General features: G+C 66.3%; 16 protein-coding genes. 10 read left to right on the forward strand and 6 right to left on the reverse strand.

Going from position 1 to position 15981, the window contains the following annotated elements; genetic code table 11:
• The first annotated feature begins 6 nt into the window (after window positions 1–6).
• Complete coding sequence (gene holA / locus PCK14_RS14820; RefSeq protein WP_442864738.1) at window positions 7–1032, forward strand: DNA polymerase III subunit delta; 1026 nt, start codon at window positions 7–9, stop codon at window positions 1030–1032.
• Window positions 1033–1138: 106 nt separating this feature from the next.
• On the opposite strand, the gene rpsT is transcribed toward holA, so the two are convergent.
• Both rpsT and PCK14_RS14830 read right to left on the reverse strand, forming a co-directional pair.
• Window positions 1139–1399 (reverse strand): 30S ribosomal protein S20, encoded by a 261-nt coding sequence (gene rpsT / locus PCK14_RS14825; protein ID WP_269939278.1) that lies wholly within the window; start codon window positions 1397–1399, stop codon window positions 1139–1141.
• A 179-nt stretch (window positions 1400–1578) separates the two neighbouring features.
• Window positions 1579–2154, reverse strand: a complete 576-nt coding sequence (locus PCK14_RS14830; protein WP_269939279.1) for a type II toxin-antitoxin system PemK/MazF family toxin — start codon at window positions 2152–2154, stop codon at window positions 1579–1581.
• Between the two features lie 203 nt (window positions 2155–2357).
• On the opposite strand from PCK14_RS14830, the gene lepA reads away from it, so the two are divergent.
• On the forward strand, window positions 2358–4214 hold the full coding sequence (gene lepA / locus PCK14_RS14835) for a translation elongation factor 4 (protein WP_269939280.1): 1857 nt from the start codon (window positions 2358–2360) through the stop codon (window positions 4212–4214).
• A complete protein-coding gene (gene hemW / locus PCK14_RS14840; protein WP_269939281.1) occupies window positions 4211–5440 on the forward strand; it encodes a radical SAM family heme chaperone HemW in 1230 nt (409 codons plus the stop codon). The genes lepA and hemW overlap by 4 nt, the downstream gene beginning before the upstream one ends.
• 62 nt (window positions 5441–5502) lie before the next feature.
• On the opposite strand, the gene PCK14_RS14845 is transcribed toward hemW, so the two are convergent.
• Window positions 5503–5889, reverse strand: coding sequence for a DUF4870 domain-containing protein (locus PCK14_RS14845; protein ID WP_269939282.1), 387 nt, complete (start codon window positions 5887–5889; stop codon window positions 5503–5505).
• Between the two features lie 56 nt (window positions 5890–5945).
• Window positions 5946–6794, reverse strand: coding sequence for a DUF3097 domain-containing protein (locus tag PCK14_RS14850; RefSeq protein WP_269939283.1), 849 nt, complete (start codon window positions 6792–6794; stop codon window positions 5946–5948).
• Window positions 6795–7002: 208 nt separating this feature from the next.
• On the opposite strand from PCK14_RS14850, the gene hrcA reads away from it, so the two are divergent.
• The 3 genes from hrcA to PCK14_RS14865 are packed head-to-tail and all read left to right on the forward strand — an operon-like array spanning window position 7003 to window position 9967.
• Window positions 7003–8016 carry a heat-inducible transcriptional repressor HrcA gene (gene hrcA / locus PCK14_RS14855; protein WP_269939284.1) on the forward strand — a complete coding sequence of 338 codons (1014 nt, stop codon included), beginning with the start codon at window positions 7003–7005 and terminating at the stop codon, window positions 8014–8016.
• Between the two features lie 34 nt (window positions 8017–8050).
• A complete protein-coding gene (gene dnaJ / locus PCK14_RS14860; RefSeq protein ID WP_269939285.1) occupies window positions 8051–9187 on the forward strand; it encodes a molecular chaperone DnaJ in 1137 nt (378 codons plus the stop codon).
• A 3-nt stretch (window positions 9188–9190) separates the two neighbouring features.
• A complete protein-coding gene (locus tag PCK14_RS14865; protein ID WP_269939286.1) occupies window positions 9191–9967 on the forward strand; it encodes a 16S rRNA (uracil(1498)-N(3))-methyltransferase in 777 nt (258 codons plus the stop codon).
• A 30-nt stretch (window positions 9968–9997) separates the two neighbouring features.
• On the opposite strand, the gene PCK14_RS14870 is transcribed toward PCK14_RS14865, so the two are convergent.
• Both PCK14_RS14870 and PCK14_RS14875 read right to left on the reverse strand, forming a co-directional pair.
• Window positions 9998–10600, reverse strand: a complete 603-nt coding sequence (locus PCK14_RS14870) for a dihydrofolate reductase family protein (RefSeq protein WP_269939287.1) — start codon at window positions 10598–10600, stop codon at window positions 9998–10000.
• Window positions 10601–10774: 174 nt separating this feature from the next.
• Window positions 10775–11812, reverse strand: a complete 1038-nt coding sequence (locus PCK14_RS14875; RefSeq protein WP_269939288.1) for a GerMN domain-containing protein — start codon at window positions 11810–11812, stop codon at window positions 10775–10777.
• Between the two features lie 313 nt (window positions 11813–12125).
• On the opposite strand from PCK14_RS14875, the gene PCK14_RS14880 reads away from it, so the two are divergent.
• The 4 genes from PCK14_RS14880 to era are packed head-to-tail and all read left to right on the forward strand — an operon-like array spanning window position 12126 to window position 15955.
• Window positions 12126–13199, forward strand: coding sequence for a PhoH family protein (locus PCK14_RS14880; RefSeq protein ID WP_269939289.1), 1074 nt, complete (start codon window positions 12126–12128; stop codon window positions 13197–13199).
• Entirely contained in the window at window positions 13196–13669 is a 474-nt protein-coding gene (ybeY, locus tag PCK14_RS14885) for an rRNA maturation RNase YbeY (RefSeq protein ID WP_269939290.1), read from the forward strand. Before PCK14_RS14880 ends, ybeY begins: the two co-directional genes overlap by 4 nt.
• Window positions 13666–14997 carry a hemolysin family protein gene (locus PCK14_RS14890; protein WP_269939291.1) on the forward strand — a complete coding sequence of 444 codons (1332 nt, stop codon included), beginning with the start codon at window positions 13666–13668 and terminating at the stop codon, window positions 14995–14997. The genes ybeY and PCK14_RS14890 overlap by 4 nt, the downstream gene beginning before the upstream one ends.
• The gene (gene era, locus PCK14_RS14895; RefSeq protein ID WP_269939292.1) at window positions 14990–15955 is read left to right on the forward strand and encodes a GTPase Era; all 966 of its coding nucleotides are present in this window, start codon (window positions 14990–14992) and stop codon (window positions 15953–15955) included. Before PCK14_RS14890 ends, era begins: the two co-directional genes overlap by 8 nt.
• Window positions 15956–15981: the final 26 nt, after the last annotated feature.

The raw sequence follows: 15981 nt of genomic DNA on the forward strand, positions 1-15981 counted from the left end.
TATTGCATGGACAGGAATCAAGCCGTGACGCCGGCACCCCGCGCTTCCCAGGGGTCCACGGGCGGTGCCGACTGGCGCGATGTTCCCTTGGCCCCCGTGGTGCTCTTGTTCGGCCCGGAGGACTTCCTGGCCAGCCGCGCCACCGACGATGTCCGGCGCAAGTTGCGGGCACAGAATCCCGAGCTGGAACTGACAACGCTCGACGCCTCGAACTATTCGCCCGGGCAGCTGGGCATGATCGCCAGCCCCTCCCTGTTCAGCGAGCCCAAGCTCATCGAGGCATCCGGGCTGGCCGCCATGAACGACGACTTCCTGCAGGACGTGCTGTCGTACATCAAGGACCCTGCCCCCGACACCATGCTGCTGCTCAGCCACGCCGGCGGAACCCGCGGCAAGAAGCTTTTGGACGCCCTCAAGGCCCTCGGTGCACCCCGAGTGGAATGCCAGCCGCTGAAGAAGGACGCCGAGAAGGCCCAGTTTGTCAGTGCGGAGTTCTCCCTCAACAAGCGCCGGATCGACGCTGCGGCCGTCCGCGCCCTCGTGGCCGCCGTTGGGGCCAGCCTTTCGGAGTTGGCAGCCGCCTGCTCCCAGCTCATCTCCGACACCACAGGCATGGTCAGCAGCGACGACGTGGACAAGTACTACGGCGGACGGGTGGAGGCCACTGCCTTCCGCGTGGCCGACGCCGCGCTGGCAGGCAACGGCCCTGTTGCGCTGTCCACGCTGCGCCACGCGCTGGCCACGGGTGTTGACCCGGTGCCGCTCGTGGGGGCGCTGGCCATGAAGGTCCGGCAGGTGGCCAAGGTGTTCTCGGCCCGTGGCAGCTCGGCCCAGCTGGCCCGAGACCTGGGCATGTCGCCGTGGCAGGTCGATGCCGCCCGCCGCGATGCCGGGCACTGGACGGGGCCCGCGCTGGCCACAGCCATCAAGGTCCTGGCCGAGGCCGACGCCCAGGTCAAGGGTGAGGCCAAGGACCCGGTCTACGCGGTCGAGCGTGCCGTCACCGTGATCGCCACGGCCGCCCGCCGCTGAGCCGGCCCGCGGCCGGATCCGGCCCGGCCACAGCTGCCGTTAAACACCTTGGGCCCCGCCAAATGGCGGGGCCCAAGGTTTGAGTTGCGAAGCGGGTCAGCTTCCCTTAGAGGGCGTTAACCTTCTTGGAGATGGCCGACTTGCGGTTGGCAGCGTTGTTGGCGTGCAGGACGCCCTTGCTGACAGCCTTGTCCAGCTTGCGGCCGGCATTCACCAGTGCTGCCACAGCTGCATCCTTGTCGCCTGCGGCCACTGCCGTGTTTACTGCACGGACAGCAGTCTTGACGCCTGAACGGACGGAAAGGTTGCGTACGCGAGCCTTTTCGTTGGTCAGGATGCGCTTCTTCTGGGACTTGATATTAGCCACGTTGTATAACTCTCTTTTGATACGTAAATTCGGTCGTAGAGGGCGTAGCTTGGCCGTCGACAGCGGCGTGGGGATGCTCGAATTATGGTGAACGTCTGGCCAAGCTGTTGCATCCGCCGACCTGCACGGATACACACAAGGATCAAGTTTACCAGATCAGGGCGCGGGCACCCCAAAAATCACTTCCAGCCGTGTCGGCTTCTCAACCCCGTCGCCACGGAGGCAAAACGCCTCGCATCCAGCACCGAACCCTCGCGGCGCATGTCGGCCGGGTTGACCTGCAGGATCCGGTCCAGTTTCACCTCGCTGGGACGTCCCTGCCGGTCCCAGGGGCCCGTGCCAATGTCCACGTAGTCGTTGTCGCCGCGCCGGTCGTTGCTGTGGTCCTTGCTCGTGAGCATGAGCGCCAGCAGGCGCTTGCCCGAGCGCCCCACAATGAGGACGGGGCGGTCCTTGCCCTGGCTGTAGTCCTCCTCGTAGGGAACCCAGGTCCACACAATCTCACCGGGGTCTGCGACGCCGTCGGGCCTGGGTGAGTAGGCCACGGTGGAGGTGCCCGTGAAGTCGCCCGGGTATGGAGCGCTGAGCCCCGTGACGGGGCCGTTCGACGTCGGACGCGTACCTGGGCGCGACGCCGGGCGCGACTGCGTGCCTGTGCCTGGCCTGCCCTTGGGCGGGGCGGACTTGCCCGGGTTGAACAATGCCCCTGCCAGGGAACGCAGCAGGCCGAAAATACGCTCGGATGTGGAAGCCATGGTTTACAGGGTAGCGAACGGAGCGGACATTTCCCGTGCGGGCCGCCACGGCCATGGCTGCGGGTCGCCAACCACCGTGCCTTGCCCCGGCATGCCAGTTCTGTGCCAGCACCCAAACGTGGGAGACTTGTTGGCAATGAGTGTCCTTAGCGTGCATGCGCGACGGCGCAACGTCCATGCCCGTGCAACAGTAAGGAACCCCAGTGTCACCCATGGCCCGCACCGCACCGGTGCCCGCCGCGACCGATCCGGCGATCATCAGGAACTTCTGCATCATCGCCCACATCGACCACGGCAAGTCCACCCTGGCCGACCGGATGCTCCAGCTGACGGGTGTGGTCCAGCAGCGCGACATGAAGGCCCAGTACCTTGACCGCATGGACATTGAGCGTGAGCGCGGCATCACGATCAAGTCCCAGGCAGTGCGCATCCCGTGGGAAGTCGACGGCACCTCATACTGCCTGAACATGATCGACACCCCGGGCCACGTTGACTTCACCTACGAGGTTTCACGCTCCCTGGCAGCCTGCGAAGGCGCCATCCTGCTGGTGGACGCCGCGCAGGGCATTGAGGCCCAGACCCTGGCCAACCTGTACCTGGCCATGGAGAACAACCTCACGATCATTCCGGTCCTGAACAAGATCGACCTTCCGGCCGCCCAGCCCGAGAAGTACGCCGCTGAACTTGCCAACCTGATCGGTGGCAAGCCTGAAGACGTGCTGATGGTTTCGGGCAAGACCGGCGCCGGCGTCGAGGAACTCCTGGACCAGATCGTGCGCGAACTGCCGGCACCCGTCGGCGACCCCGACGCCCCTGCCCGCGCCATGATCTTCGACTCCGTCTACGACACCTACCGCGGCGTGGTCACCTACGTCCGTGTCATCGACGGCAGCCTGAGCCCGCGCGAGAAGATCCAGATGATGTCCACCCGGGCAACGCACGAACTTCTGGAAATCGGTGTCAGCTCCCCGGAGCCCAAGCCTTCCAAGGGCCTGGGCGTGGGTGAGGTTGGTTACTTGATCACGGGTGTGAAGGATGTGCGCCTGTCAAAGGTCGGCGACACCGTCACCACCTTCAACAAGCCCGCCACCGAGGCGCTTGCCGGCTACCACGACGCCAAGCCCATGGTCTTCTCCGGCCTGTACCCCATGGACGGCACCGACTACCCGGTGCTGCGTGATGCCCTCGAAAAGCTCATGCTCAACGACGCCGCCCTGGTCTACGAGCCGGAAACCTCCGCCGCCCTGGGCTTTGGCTTCCGCGTGGGCTTCCTGGGCCTGCTGCACCTGGAAATCACCCGTGAGCGCCTGGAGCGCGAGCACAACCTGGACCTGATCTCCACGGCCCCCAACGTGGAGTACGAGGTCACGCTGGAGGACAAGAAGGTTGTCCACGTGACCAACCCCAGCGAATACCCCTCGGGCAAGATCGCCGAAGTACGTGAACCCATGGTTGCCGCCACCATCCTGGCCCCCACCGAATTTGTTGGCGCCATCATGGAGCTGTGCCAGACCCGGCGCGGCATCCTCGGCGGCATGGACTACCTCTCCGAGGACCGGGTGGAGATCCGCTACCGCCTGCCCCTGGCCGAGATTGTGTTCGACTTCTTCGACATCTTGAAGTCCAAGACCCGCGGTTACGGTTCGCTGGACTGGAAGGCCGACGGCGACCAGGTCGCCGACCTGGTCAAGGTCGACATCCTGCTCCAGGGCGAGCAGGTTGACGCTTTCAGCGCCATCACGCACCGCGACAAGGCTTACGCCTACGGTGTCATGATGACCGGCAAGCTGCGCGAGCTCATTCCCCGCCAGCAGTTCGAGGTGCCCATCCAGGCCGCCATCGGTGCCCGCATCATTGCCCGCGAAAGCATTCGCGCCATCCGCAAGGACGTCCTGGCCAAGTGCTACGGCGGCGACATCTCCCGCAAGCGCAAGCTGCTGGAGAAGCAGAAGGAAGGCAAGAAGCGCATGAAGATGGTGGGCCGCGTTGAGGTCCCGCAGGAAGCGTTCATTGCGGCGCTGACAACCGCGGAAGCGCCCAAGGACAAGTCCAAGAAGTGACACCCTCCGCTCTTCCCCTTGGCGACCCGGCCCCGGCCGACGGCATCCTGCCTGCGCAGGCTGCCGTCGGTGCGGGGTCGCGCAAGTTCAGCCTGTATGCGCACATTCCGTTTTGCGCCGTGCGCTGCGGCTACTGCGACTTCAACACCTACACAGCCACCGAGCTGGGCGGCGGGGCATCCCAGGATGCCTACGCCGAAACAGCCGTGCGCGAGGTCGAGTTCGCCGCCCGTGCCATGGAAGCCTCCGGCCTGCCCGCGCGCAAGCTCAGCACTGTCTTCTTCGGCGGCGGCACGCCCACGCTGCTGCCCGCCGGCGACCTCACCCGCATCCTGGGTGCCGCCGTCGGGCTTTGGGGGATTGAGCCAGGCGCCGAGGTCACCACCGAGGCCAACCCGGACTCCGTCACGCGCGAGTCGCTGCAGGAATTGAAGGACGGCGGCTTCACCCGCGTCTCCTTCGGCATGCAATCGGCCGTGCCGCACGTACTCAAGGTCCTGGACCGCACCCACAACCCCGAAAAGGTGCCCCAGGCCGTGGCCTGGGCGCGCGAGGCCGGGCTGAACGTGAGCGTGGACTTGATCTACGGCACCCCGGGGGAGTCAATCGCGGACTGGGAGACGTCCGTGCGGACGGCACTGGGCTACGAGCCGGACCACATCTCCGCCTACTCGCTCATTGTCGAGGAGGGAACCAAGCTGGCAGCACAGATCCGCCGCGGCCAGGTGCCCAACATTGACGACGACGACCACGCCACCAAATACGAACTGGCGGACAGGCTGTTCGCCGAGGCCGGGCTGTCCTGGTACGAGGTCAGCAACTGGTCGCGCACCCCGGAAGATGCCAGCCGGCACAACCTGGCCTACTGGCGCGGGGACGACTGGTGGGGCATCGGCCCCGGCGCGCACTCGCACATGGGCGGCGTGCGCTGGTGGAACGTCAAGCACCCCACGGCCTACGCCAACCGGCTGGACAAGGGCGAATCGCCTGCCGCGGGGCGCGAAACACTCGATGCCCAGACCCGGGAGCTGGAACGCATCATGCTGACCTCGCGCCTTGCCGAGGGGCTGGCCATCGACACCCTGGAACCGGGTGCCCGCAAGGCCGTTGCCGGGCTCATTGCACAGGAGCTCGTTGACCCGGTCAAGGCCTTTGCCGGCACCCTGGTGCTCACGCTCAAGGGCCGCCTGCTGGGCGACGCCGTGACTCGGGCGCTACTGGATTAAGCGATGAACGGGGGCGGCATAATTGCCGCCCCCGTTTGCGTGCGCTCCGCGCAGCTCAATGCCTACTTGATCAGGCGCAGGTTCAGGGCGTAGCGGTACGGCTGGCCGCGGTTGACGCGCACGGCGGCAATGACGGAGAAGACCGTCAGGAAGGCCCAGAGCAGCAGGGCCAGCAGCGAGAACATGGTGCCGACCCCGGGGGCGATGAACGCGAAGATCGCGGCCAGGATGTTCAGCGCCACGGCAACCACCGTGGGCGGCAGGGTGAAGTTCAGGGCCTCGAGGGACTCCTGGGCCGTGAATCGGCCGCGCGGGCCCATCACCTTGTAGATCACCAGTGAGGGGATGCAGCCGAGGATTCCGCCACAATGCGCAATGAATGCCCACTGCTTGTCCTCGGACGGGGTGAGCGGGGGCTGGGATGCGCCCTGGTTTACCGGAGAACTCACTGTGATATGGCCTTTCAACAAGCGGGACTGCGGGACACGCTGCTGCAGCCCCGCTTCTAGGATACGGGGGCCGTGAGGAAATCAATGACCTCTTCGACACGCCCCAGCAGCGAAGGCTCCAGGTCCGAGTAGGAATTGACCCGCGAAAGCAGCCGCTGCCAGCCAAGCCCAATGTCCTCCGCCGTGGTGTGTGGCCAGCCGAATGCCTTCAGGATTCCCAGCTTCCACTCCATGGATCGGGGCACCACCGGCCAGGCCGGAATGCCCAGGGTGGCGGGCTTGATGGCCTGCCACACATCCACGTAGGGGTGTCCCACCACCAGGACATGCCCCCGCACGCCGGGCGTGTTCATGAGATTCGCCACAATGCGCGTTTCCTTCGAGCCCGGCACCAGGTGGTCCACCAGGATGCCCAGGCGCCGGCTGGGGCCGGGGGAGAAATCGGCCACGGCGGCGGCGAGGTCGTCAATGCCCCGCAGCGGTTCCACCACGATGCCCTCCACACGGAGGTCGTCTCCCCAGACCTTCTCGACGAGCTCGGCGTCGTGCTTGCCCTCAACCCAGATGCGGCTGGCCTTGGCCACCCTGGCCCTGGCGCCCTCGACCTTCACGGAACCGGAGGCGGTGCGGGTGGACTTTTTGGCCGCGGCCACGGTGGGCGCCACGAGCTCCACGGGTTCGCCCTCCAGCAGGAAACCGAAGCCCAGCGGGAACGCCCGCACCTTGTCCCGGCGGTCGGCCAGTTCCACAATGTGCATGCCGCCGGACTTTTCCAAGCGGACAATTGCCCCCACCCAGCCAGTCTGGACGTCTTCGACCACCAGGCCCGTCCGGGCCTCGACCTTGCGCAGGACCCGCGGGGCCGGCGCGCTGAGGTCCGCAGGTCCCCATTGGCTGTAGTGCACGTGAAATCCCTCATTCTTTTGCGGCGGCAGGCAACGCTCTTGGCGAACGCAGCGTGGGTGAAAACCCATGGTAGCCGGTGCAGGGCCCGGAAACCGGGCATTTGCCCGGCAGGCCCGCCAAGCACGGGCGCGGGAAAAAGTAATAGACTTAGCACTTGATTGGGTAGAGTGCCAATGATTTTCAGGGCCATTGAAGGAGGTGCCGGGCATGAGTGAACCGCGGAAGCTTGAGGTTCTTCGGGCCATAGTTGAAGACTATGTGCACACGCGTGAACCTGTCGGCTCCAAGGCCCTGGTGGAGCGGCACCACCTGGGCGTCTCCAGTGCCACGATCCGCAACGACATGGCAGCCCTGGAGGAAGAGGGGCTCATTGCGGCCCCGCACACCAGCTCCGGGCGGATCCCCACCGACAAGGGCTACAGGCTCTTCGTTGACCAGCTGTCCAGCGTGAAGCCACTGTCCGCGGCCGAACGGCGTGCCATTTCCGTCCTGCTGGAGGGCTCCACCAACCTGGACGACGTCCTGGAACGCACGGTCCGCGCCCTGGCCCACCTGACCAACCAGGTGGCCGTGGTGCAGTATCCGCGTTCGGCCACGGCCACTGTGCGCCACATTGAGTTTGTCTCCCTCGCCGCACGCCAGGTCCTGGTGGTGCTGATCCTTGCCTCGGGCAAGGTGGAGCAGACGGTGATCGACATTGGGGCCTCCGTGGACGACGCCGCCCTTGCAGGCCTGCGCCAGGTGTTCCTGGCCGGGATCAGCGGGCTGGCCGTGTCGCAGCTGGCCGAGGCCGCAGCCGGCCTGCCGGCCACGGTGCCGCCGGATGTGCAGGGCCCCGCGGCGCGGCTGGCCCAGGGCCTGGCCCTGCTGGCGCGGCATGCCCGGGACGACCGGATAGTCATGGCGGGCACGGCCAACCTGGCCCGCTCCAACAACGACTTCCCGCTCAGCATCGGACCCGTCCTGGATGCCCTGGAGGAACAGGTGGTGCTGCTGCGCCTCCTGGAGGCCATGGCGCAGGACTCCCTGGGGATGGCAGTCGTCATCGGCCGCGAAAACCCCCACGACTCCCTGTCCGAGGCCTCCGTCGTGGCCACCAGCTATGGCCCCGGCGAGACCGCCAAGCTCGGGGTTGTCGGCCCCACCCGGATGGACTACCCCAACACCATGTCCAGCGTGCGCGCAGTGGCGCAGTACCTGTCCCGAATTTTGGCCGGCTGACCGGCCGCCAGATCCACGTAAAGAGAGCAGCACTTTGAGCAACCACTACGACGCACTGGGCGTCTCCCGCGACGCAACGGCCGAGGAAATCAAGAAGGCCTACCGCAAGCTTGCCCGCAAGCTGCACCCGGACGTCAACGACGCCCCCGACGCGCAGGACCGCTTCAAGGCCGTCACGCACGCCTACGAGGTGCTCTCGGACCCGCAGAAGCGCCGTGTCTACGACACCACCGGCAATGAAAACGGCAACGACAATGGCGGCGGCGGTGGCGGCTACGGCGGCGACGGCTTTGCCTTCCAGGACATCTTCGAGACGTTCTTCGGTGGCGGCGGGGGAGGCGGCGGCCGCGGCCCCGCATCGCGCACCCGGCGCGGCCAGGACGCACTCATCACCGTCCGAATCGAGCTGCGCGAGGCCGTGTTCGGCGTCAACAAGAAGCTGGAAATCGACACCGCCATTACGTGCCCCACGTGCGACGGCAGCTGCTGCCGCCCCGGCACCCACCCCACCACCTGCGATGTCTGCCACGGCAACGGCCAGATCCAGCGCCCCATGCGCTCCATCCTGGGCAACGTCATGACCATGGCCACCTGCAACTCCTGCCAGGGCTTTGGCACCATGATCGTGGACCCCTGCAACGAATGCATGGGCGAGGGCCGCGTGCGCAACCGCCGCTCACTGACCATCAAGGTCCCGGCCGGCGTCAGCACCGGAACCCGCATCCAACTGGGCGGCCAGGGCGAGGCCGGCCCCGCCGGCGGACCTGCCGGCGACCTCTACGTTGAGATGAAGGTCAACAACGACCCCGCATTCCTGCGCGAGGGCGACGACCTCCACGCCACGCTCAGCGTCCCCATGACGGCGGCCGCGCTCGGCACCGAGCTGACCTTTGAAACCTTCGACGGCGAGCAGCCCATCAGCATCAAGCCGGGCACCCAGGCCGGCGAAGTGGTCAACCTGCGCAACCTCGGCGTGACGCACCTGCGGGGTGCCGGCCGTGGCGACCTGAAGGTCCACATCCACGTGGAGACCCCCACCAAGCCCGACGCCGAGCAGGAAGCCCTGCTCAAGCAGCTGGCCGCACTGCGCGGGGAGACGTTCAGCGAAGGCAAGCTCGTCACGAGCGGCGGCATGTTTGCCCGCCTCCGGGACAAGTTCGGCAGCTTCTAGGCCATGAGCAACCCGGTCTTCTACGCCGCCACCGATCAGCTGGCCGGGCTCGTCCCGGGCGCGCACTTTTCCCTTGACGGGGCTGAAGGCCGCCATGCCACAACAGTCAAGCGCCTCTCCGAGGGTGAGCCGGTTGACGTGTGCGACGGCGGCGGGCTGCGCTTGGTCTGCTCCGTCGCCGGGGCCGGCAAGGGAGTCCTGGAGGTCGAGGTCGTTGAGGTGGTCCGGGAAGCCGCCCCCGCCGTGGCCCTGACACTTGTGCAGGCGCTGGCCAAGGGCGACCGGGACGAGTTGGCCATTGAAATGGCCACGGAACTCGGGATCGACGCCGTGGTGCCGTGGCAGTCCGAACGCTCCATAGTCCGGTGGAAGATGGAGAAGGCACTCAAGGGCCCGGAGAAGTGGCGCCAGGTGGTGGCCGCGGCCGCCAAACAGGCCCGCCGTGCCACGATTCCCGGCGTCGGCGCCCTGGCGGCCGGGACGGCCGCCGTGTGCGAACGCATTGCAGCGGCCGACCTCGCCCTCATCCTGCACGAGGACGCACACGATGCACTGGCCGTGGTAGCCCGCAACTGGCAGGCCACACAGCCCGCCAAGCCCGGACCGCTGGATGTGGTCATGATTGTGGGCCCCGAGGGCGGCATCAGCCCCGCCGAGGTGGACGCCTTCGTGGCGGCCGGCGCACGCATGGCCCTGCTGGGCCACCACGTGCTGCGCTCATCCACAGCCGGTCCCGCCGCCGTGGTCCTGTTGAACCAGGAGCTGGGCCGCTGGTCCTAGCCGCCCGCTGTGGCGTGAACCCGTGGGGGTTCAATGAAGCACGCGATACCGGATGTGCGTGGCTTCCGGGGAATCAATGACACGCATGACCTCCAGCTCAATGCGGGAGGGCAACACGTCGAAGAGCCGCCGGCCCCCGCCAAACAGCACGGGGACGTGGTGGATTTGCAACTCGTCCAGCACACCGGCCTCCAGTGCTCTTTGCGCGGTGTAGGCGCCATGCACCATGACGTCCCGGTCCCCGGCGGCGTTCTTGGCCTGTTCCATGGCACTGGCGATCCCGTCAGCCACATACGTCACCAGCGGGTAGTTTGCCACGGTTGGGCCCGGTGGTCGGTGGCTGGGCACAAAAATCGGGACGCCGTGGTGGTCGCCGCCCCAGTGGTCCACCTGCTCGACTGTGCGCCGGCCTGCGAGCACTGCCCCGGTGGCATTGCCCTCGTCGATGAAGTGGCTGTTCCAGCCGTCCTGCCGGACCGGACGCACGTTGGGGCCAGCCTCGCCGTCCGGGGGAAAGCCATACCATTCGTGCAGCCGCATGAAACCGTCACCGCCGGGATTGCCCGGTTCGTCACGGGGCCCGGCGATGTAGCCGTCCAGGGACATTGACATGTAGAGCACTGATGCCGACACGGTGACCTCCTGGGCCGTGGTCAATGATGGGGTCTGGCACACACCATCCTCAACGCGGCGTCGAGGATAGCGTCCACCTCGGCCTTGTTCTCCTCAGACATGCTGAACATCCAGCCGTGCTTCACCTATGATGCTAGCCGGGCAACCCAGTCCAGGACAGGGCGCGCGCCTGTCCTATTTGGCTATATTGACGGTCTTCGTGTCCACGCCAAGCCGCTGGCCCGGGGTGCTGGGATCGGAGATGTAGACCGAAAGCTGGTAGCGGCCCGGGGGCGGCACCAGGTTGAAGGCGAAGGTGCCGAGCTGGCCGGGGCCGTCGGCAATCGTGGCGGTGCCGTCCAGGTACTGCTCGCCCACCCTGCTGCCCTCCATGGTCGCCAGGGACCAGGCCAGCGTGCCGGTGGGGGAGACGGCCTGCCCGTGGACCTTCAGCGGCAGCGAGTTGTAGACCGAGCCCTCCGAGGGGTCGATGATCCAGACCGGCGCCACGTAGGCCGGGTTGCGGGTCATGGGCTTGTCCAGGGGCACATGGCCAAAGGCGTTGTACCCGGTGTGTCCGTCAACCAGCACGGAAACCTGGATTGAGGTGGCGGTGTCAACCAGCCCGGCCATGGCGGCGGCAGCCGTGGCCGTGTAAACCAACTGGGCCACGGAGCGTTCGGCGATGCCCGCGTCCACCTTTTGGCCAAAGGCATCGGCGGAGACATCCACAGTGATCACGTTCTTTGCCGAAATGGAGGCACCCAGGCGGGTGGGGCTGTTCCAGAACGAGAAGTAGTCGGGGTCATCGGGCTTGCTGCCCATCATGTTCCGCAGGGCTGCGACGATCGGCTCGTCCGCCGTCTGTGCCGGGAAAAATTCGCGGTACAGGAACACATCGTCATTGCTGCGCCCCAGCCAATACACCGGGAGCGTCTGGGATGACATGGCTGTTTCCAGCGGTGCGCTGGTCACGAGGGCACTGGAGCTGGTGGCATCGGTGGCCGGCATGCTCGCGTCGGGCTCTTTCGGGCCCAGCGCCGTGCAGCCGGCCAGGACCAGGGCCGCCGACAGCCCGGCAATGGCAATCTTGTCCACCAAAAGCAGCCGGGCCAGGGTGCGGCCCTTCCTGCTGCACGCACCTGAGGCGGCGCCGGGGCGCCGAGTCGATGCGGAATTGGTGGCAGGCATGGGGCGGGGCACTCGCTTTTCCTGGTCGAGGGGTCCGGCCATGGCCGGAACACAATGGGTCCTTGAAACGCCAAAGCATCCCCACAAGACTTTGAACGAACACCAGCTTGGCACAGCGGCCCTGCCGCAGGCCCCGGAATCGGCCCCCCAACGGAGAACTGAAACCGTATCGAAACACTTGCCTCCAACATGTGGCACCAAGATGCGCTGGTGGCGTAACCGGTATATGGGCCGCGCCCGGAGCGGTGCACTAGAATTGGGGTTAAGGAAGTTCAAACGCCAATACAATTGGCCAGTCCCGGTGAAAACCACCGGCAAACCGAGGAGCGATTTCAGGCCGCAGCGGCCGATACTTATGGCAGAGACAGCAGCGAACCGCCACGACGGAGAGCCCGATGAGGGCCCGGGGCGGCACTTCCCGCATTCAGTCGACGGCACACGCACCGAGGTCGTGCATTTTGGCTCGACCGAGCAAATGGTCGCGGCCCTGGGCGCCGAGGACGAGGGCCTTCGCATCGTTGAGGGCCTCTATCCCGGGGTAAGTTTCCTGGCCCGCGGCAACGTCCTGACCATCACGGGTCCGGCAGCCGTGGTGCCGCGCATAATGCACCTCATGGAAGAGGCCCGCGGCATGGCCGCCCGCCACACACCCATGACGGCATCCATCTGGGAGCAGCTCACCGCCATGCTCAGGGCGCGCCCCGAAACCTCCGTGGTGGACATCCTCAGCTACGACATCCTCTCCAGCCGCGGCCGCACCATCAGGCCCAAGACGGCCAACCAGAAGGACTACGTCGACTCGATCGACCGCAACACTGTGGTGTTCGGCATCGGGCCCGCCGGCACGGGCAAGACGTACCTGGCCATGGCCAAGGCCGTCCAGGCTTTGCAGCACAAGGAAGTCAGCCGCATCATCCTGACCCGCCCCGCCGTCGAGGCCGGCGAACGCCTGGGCTTTTTGCCGGGCACCCTCAACGACAAGATCGACCCCTACCTGCGCCCGCTCTACGACGCCCTGCACGACATGATGGACCCGGAATCAATTCCGCGCCTCATGGCGGCCGGCACCATCGAAGTGGCCCCGCTGGCGTACATGCGCGGGCGGACCCTCAACGACGCCTTCATCATCCTGGACGAGGCCCAAAACACCACGCCGGAACAGATGAAGATGTTCCTGACCCGACTGGGCTTCGGCTCAAAGATCGTGGTCACCGGCGACATCACCCAGGTTGACCTGCCCACCGGAACCCGGTCAGGGCTGCGCGTGGTGCGTGAAATCCTCCAGGACGTCGATGACATCCACTTCTCCATCCTGGACGCCACCGACGTGGTCCGGCACCGACTCGTCGGGGCCATTGTCAGCGCCTACAACAACTGGGACGAAACACACCCCAGCCCCACAACACCCAAGGAAAGCACCTCCCGATGAGCATTGAAATCAACAACGAATCAGGTGTGGAGGTACGCCAGGAAGAGCTCGTGCGGCTCATCAGGCACATCCTTTCCGCCATGTACCTGCACCCCCAGACGGAAGTCTCCGTGATTCTCTCCGACCTGGAAACCATGGAAAAACTCCACATCGAATGGATGGATGAGCCCGGCCCCACCGACGTGCTGTCATTCCCCATGGACGAGCTGCGCCCCGGCACGGCATCCATGCCGGCAGCCGTGGGCCTGCTGGGCGACATTGTGCTGTGCCCAGTGGTGGCCCAGCAGCAGGCCGAAACGGCCGGCCACTCCATGGAGGAGGAGCTCCTGCTGCTCACCACGCACGGCATGCTCCACCTCATGGGCTACGACCACGCAGAACCCGAGGAAAAGGAAGAGATGTTCGGCATTCAGCGTGAACTCCTCTCCAGCTTCCTGGGCCGTGAAGCCCCGCGGGAGACAATGCAGTGACGCTCGTTTTGCTGCCGGCCATGGGGATTCTCTTCACGGCCGTGGCAGCGTTTCTGGCCGCCGTCGAGTCGGCCCTGAGCTTTTTCCCCCGCCACGACGCCGAGAGCATTGCCGCGCATGCACGCGCGCGCACCCTGCAAAAAGTCCTTGACGAACCCACCCAGCACCTGAACGCCCTGCGCTTTTGGCGTGTCTGGTTCGAGATGGCCGCCGCCGTTGCGGTCGCCATCTTCCTCACGGGGCTGCTGGGCAACGAATGGGTTGCCGGGCTCCTGGCCACCGTCATCATGGCAGTGCTCGGCTTCATGCTGGTGGGCGTCTCGCCGCGCCGGCTGGGGCGCATGCACGCAGCCTCCCTGGTGGGGCGCTCGGCCGGGCTTGTACATTTCCTGCGCCGCATCCTGGGCCCCATCCCGGAATGGCTGGTGGCCTTCGGCGCGGCCATTGCCAAGGACGCGCCCGCCGGCGACGACGCCTTTGTCAGCGAAGAGGAGTTCCGCGAGTTTGTTGACCGCGCCAGCGAGTCGGACATGATCGAAGACAACGAGGCGGAGCTGATCCACAGCGTGTTCGACCTCGGCGAAACCATGGTGCGCGCCGTCATGGTCCCGCGCACCGACATTGTCAGCGTCGATGCCGAGGACACCCTCGAGGACGCGCTGGAAACGTTCCTGGGCACCGGATTCTCCCGCATCCCCGTCATCGGCGGCAGCGCCGACAACATCCAGGGCATCCTCTACCTCAAGGACGTTGTGGCCACGCTGCACCGCCTGTCCGAAGGGGAGGCCCGGCCGCAGCTGAACCAGCTGGCCCGCACCGTGCGCTACGTGCCCGAGTCGAAGCCCGTGGATGACCTCCTGAAGGAACTTCAGCGCGAATCCACCCACGTGGCCATCGTGGTGGACGAGTACGGCGGAACGGCCGGGCTTGTGACCCTGGAGGACCTCATCGAGGAAATCGTCGGCGAGATCGCCGATGAATACGACCTCGTGGCCCCCGATGTGCAAAACCTGGGCGGCGGGCGGTACCGGATCCGGGCCCGCATGGCCGTTGACGCACTGGGCGAGCTGTTCGGCAAGGACATTGACGACGACGAGGTCGACACCGTGGGCGGCTTCCTGGCCAAGCACCTGGGCAAGATTCCCGCCGTCGGAAGCCGAGTGGAGGCCAACGGCATCCTGCTGGAGGCCGAACGCATGGAACCGTCCCGAAACCGCGTCAGCCACGTCATTGCCAGTGCCGTGGAACAAGCCGACAATGACAATAGCCACACCGGCAGCACCCCTGCCAGCACCACCGATCAGCAGCACAGGAGCAATCATGAGTAAGTCACTACGCAAGCCCGGCGTCATCCAGGACAAGGGTGAGGGGTTCCGTGCCGGCTTCGCTGTGCTGGCAGGACGGCCCAACGCCGGCAAGTCCACGCTGACCAACGCACTGGTGGGCCAAAAGGTGGCCATCACCTCCGCCAAGCCGCAGACCACCCGCCACACCATCCGCGGAATCGTCCACCGCGACGAATACCAGCTGATCCTGGTGGACACCCCGGGGCTGCACCGCCCCCGCACCCTGCTGGGCAAGCGCCTGAACGACCTCGTCGCCGACACCCTCTCCGAGGTTGACGTGATTGGCTTCTGCCTGCCCGCCAACGAGAAGATCGGCCCCGGTGACCGCTTCATCGCCACGCAGCTGGCCCAGGTGGGCAACAAGCCCGTCGTGGCCATTGTGACCAAGACCGACACCGTGGACCGCCAGGCCGTCACCGACCAGCTCATCGCCGTCGAAAAGCTGGGCCGCGAGGTCATGGGGGAGAAGGGCTTCGCCGACGTGGTGCCCGTCTCCGCCGTTGAGGATTTCCAGGTGGAAACGCTGGGCAGTGTCCTGTCCCGCCACCTTCCGCTCTCGCCGGCGCTGTACCCCGACGGCGAGCTGACGGATGAGCCCGAGGCCGTCATGGTTGCCGAGCTCATCCGCGAAGCCGCCCTGGAAGGCGTCCGCGACGAGTTGCCGCACTCCCTGGCAGTTGTTGTGGAGGAAATTGTGCCCCGTGAAGGGCGCACGGAAGGCCACGAACTGTTGGACGTCCGCGTCAACCTGTACGTGGAGCGCCCCTCGCAGAAGGCCATCATCATCGGCAAGGGCGGTGCCCGGCTCCGCGAGGTGGGCACCAACGCACGCAAGGGAATTGAGGCGCTCCTGGGCACCAAGATTTACCTGGACCTGCACGTCAAGGTTGCCAAGGACTGGCAGCGCGACCCCAAGCAGCTGGTCAAGCTCGGCTTCTAGCCGGCAGCGGGGAGACCGCCCGCGGG

It is taken from the genome of Arthrobacter sp. HY1533 (assembly GCF_027568515.1).
GTDB lineage: Bacteria > Actinomycetota > Actinomycetes > Actinomycetales > Micrococcaceae > Specibacter.

Excerpts from the sequence above, each read along its gene's own strand:
- holA (WP_442864738.1), top strand. The coding sequence starts at position 7 with ATGGACAGGAATCAAGCCGTGACGCCGGCACCCCGCGCTTCCCAGGGG.
- PCK14_RS14830 (WP_269939279.1), bottom strand. The coding sequence starts at position 2,154 with ATGGCTTCCACATCCGAGCGTATTTTCGGCCTGCTGCGTTCCCTGGCA.
- PCK14_RS14865 (WP_269939286.1), top strand. The coding sequence starts at position 9,191 with ATGAGCAACCCGGTCTTCTACGCCGCCACCGATCAGCTGGCCGGGCTC.
- PCK14_RS14880 (WP_269939289.1), top strand. The coding sequence starts at position 12,126 with ATGGCAGAGACAGCAGCGAACCGCCACGACGGAGAGCCCGATGAGGGC.
- era (WP_269939292.1), top strand. The coding sequence starts at position 14,990 with ATGAGTAAGTCACTACGCAAGCCCGGCGTCATCCAGGACAAGGGTGAG.
- hrcA (WP_269939284.1), top strand. The coding sequence starts at position 7,003 with ATGAGTGAACCGCGGAAGCTTGAGGTTCTTCGGGCCATAGTTGAAGAC.
- PCK14_RS14875 (WP_269939288.1), bottom strand. The coding sequence starts at position 11,812 with ATGGCCGGACCCCTCGACCAGGAAAAGCGAGTGCCCCGCCCCATGCCT.
- ybeY (WP_269939290.1), top strand. The coding sequence starts at position 13,196 with ATGAGCATTGAAATCAACAACGAATCAGGTGTGGAGGTACGCCAGGAA.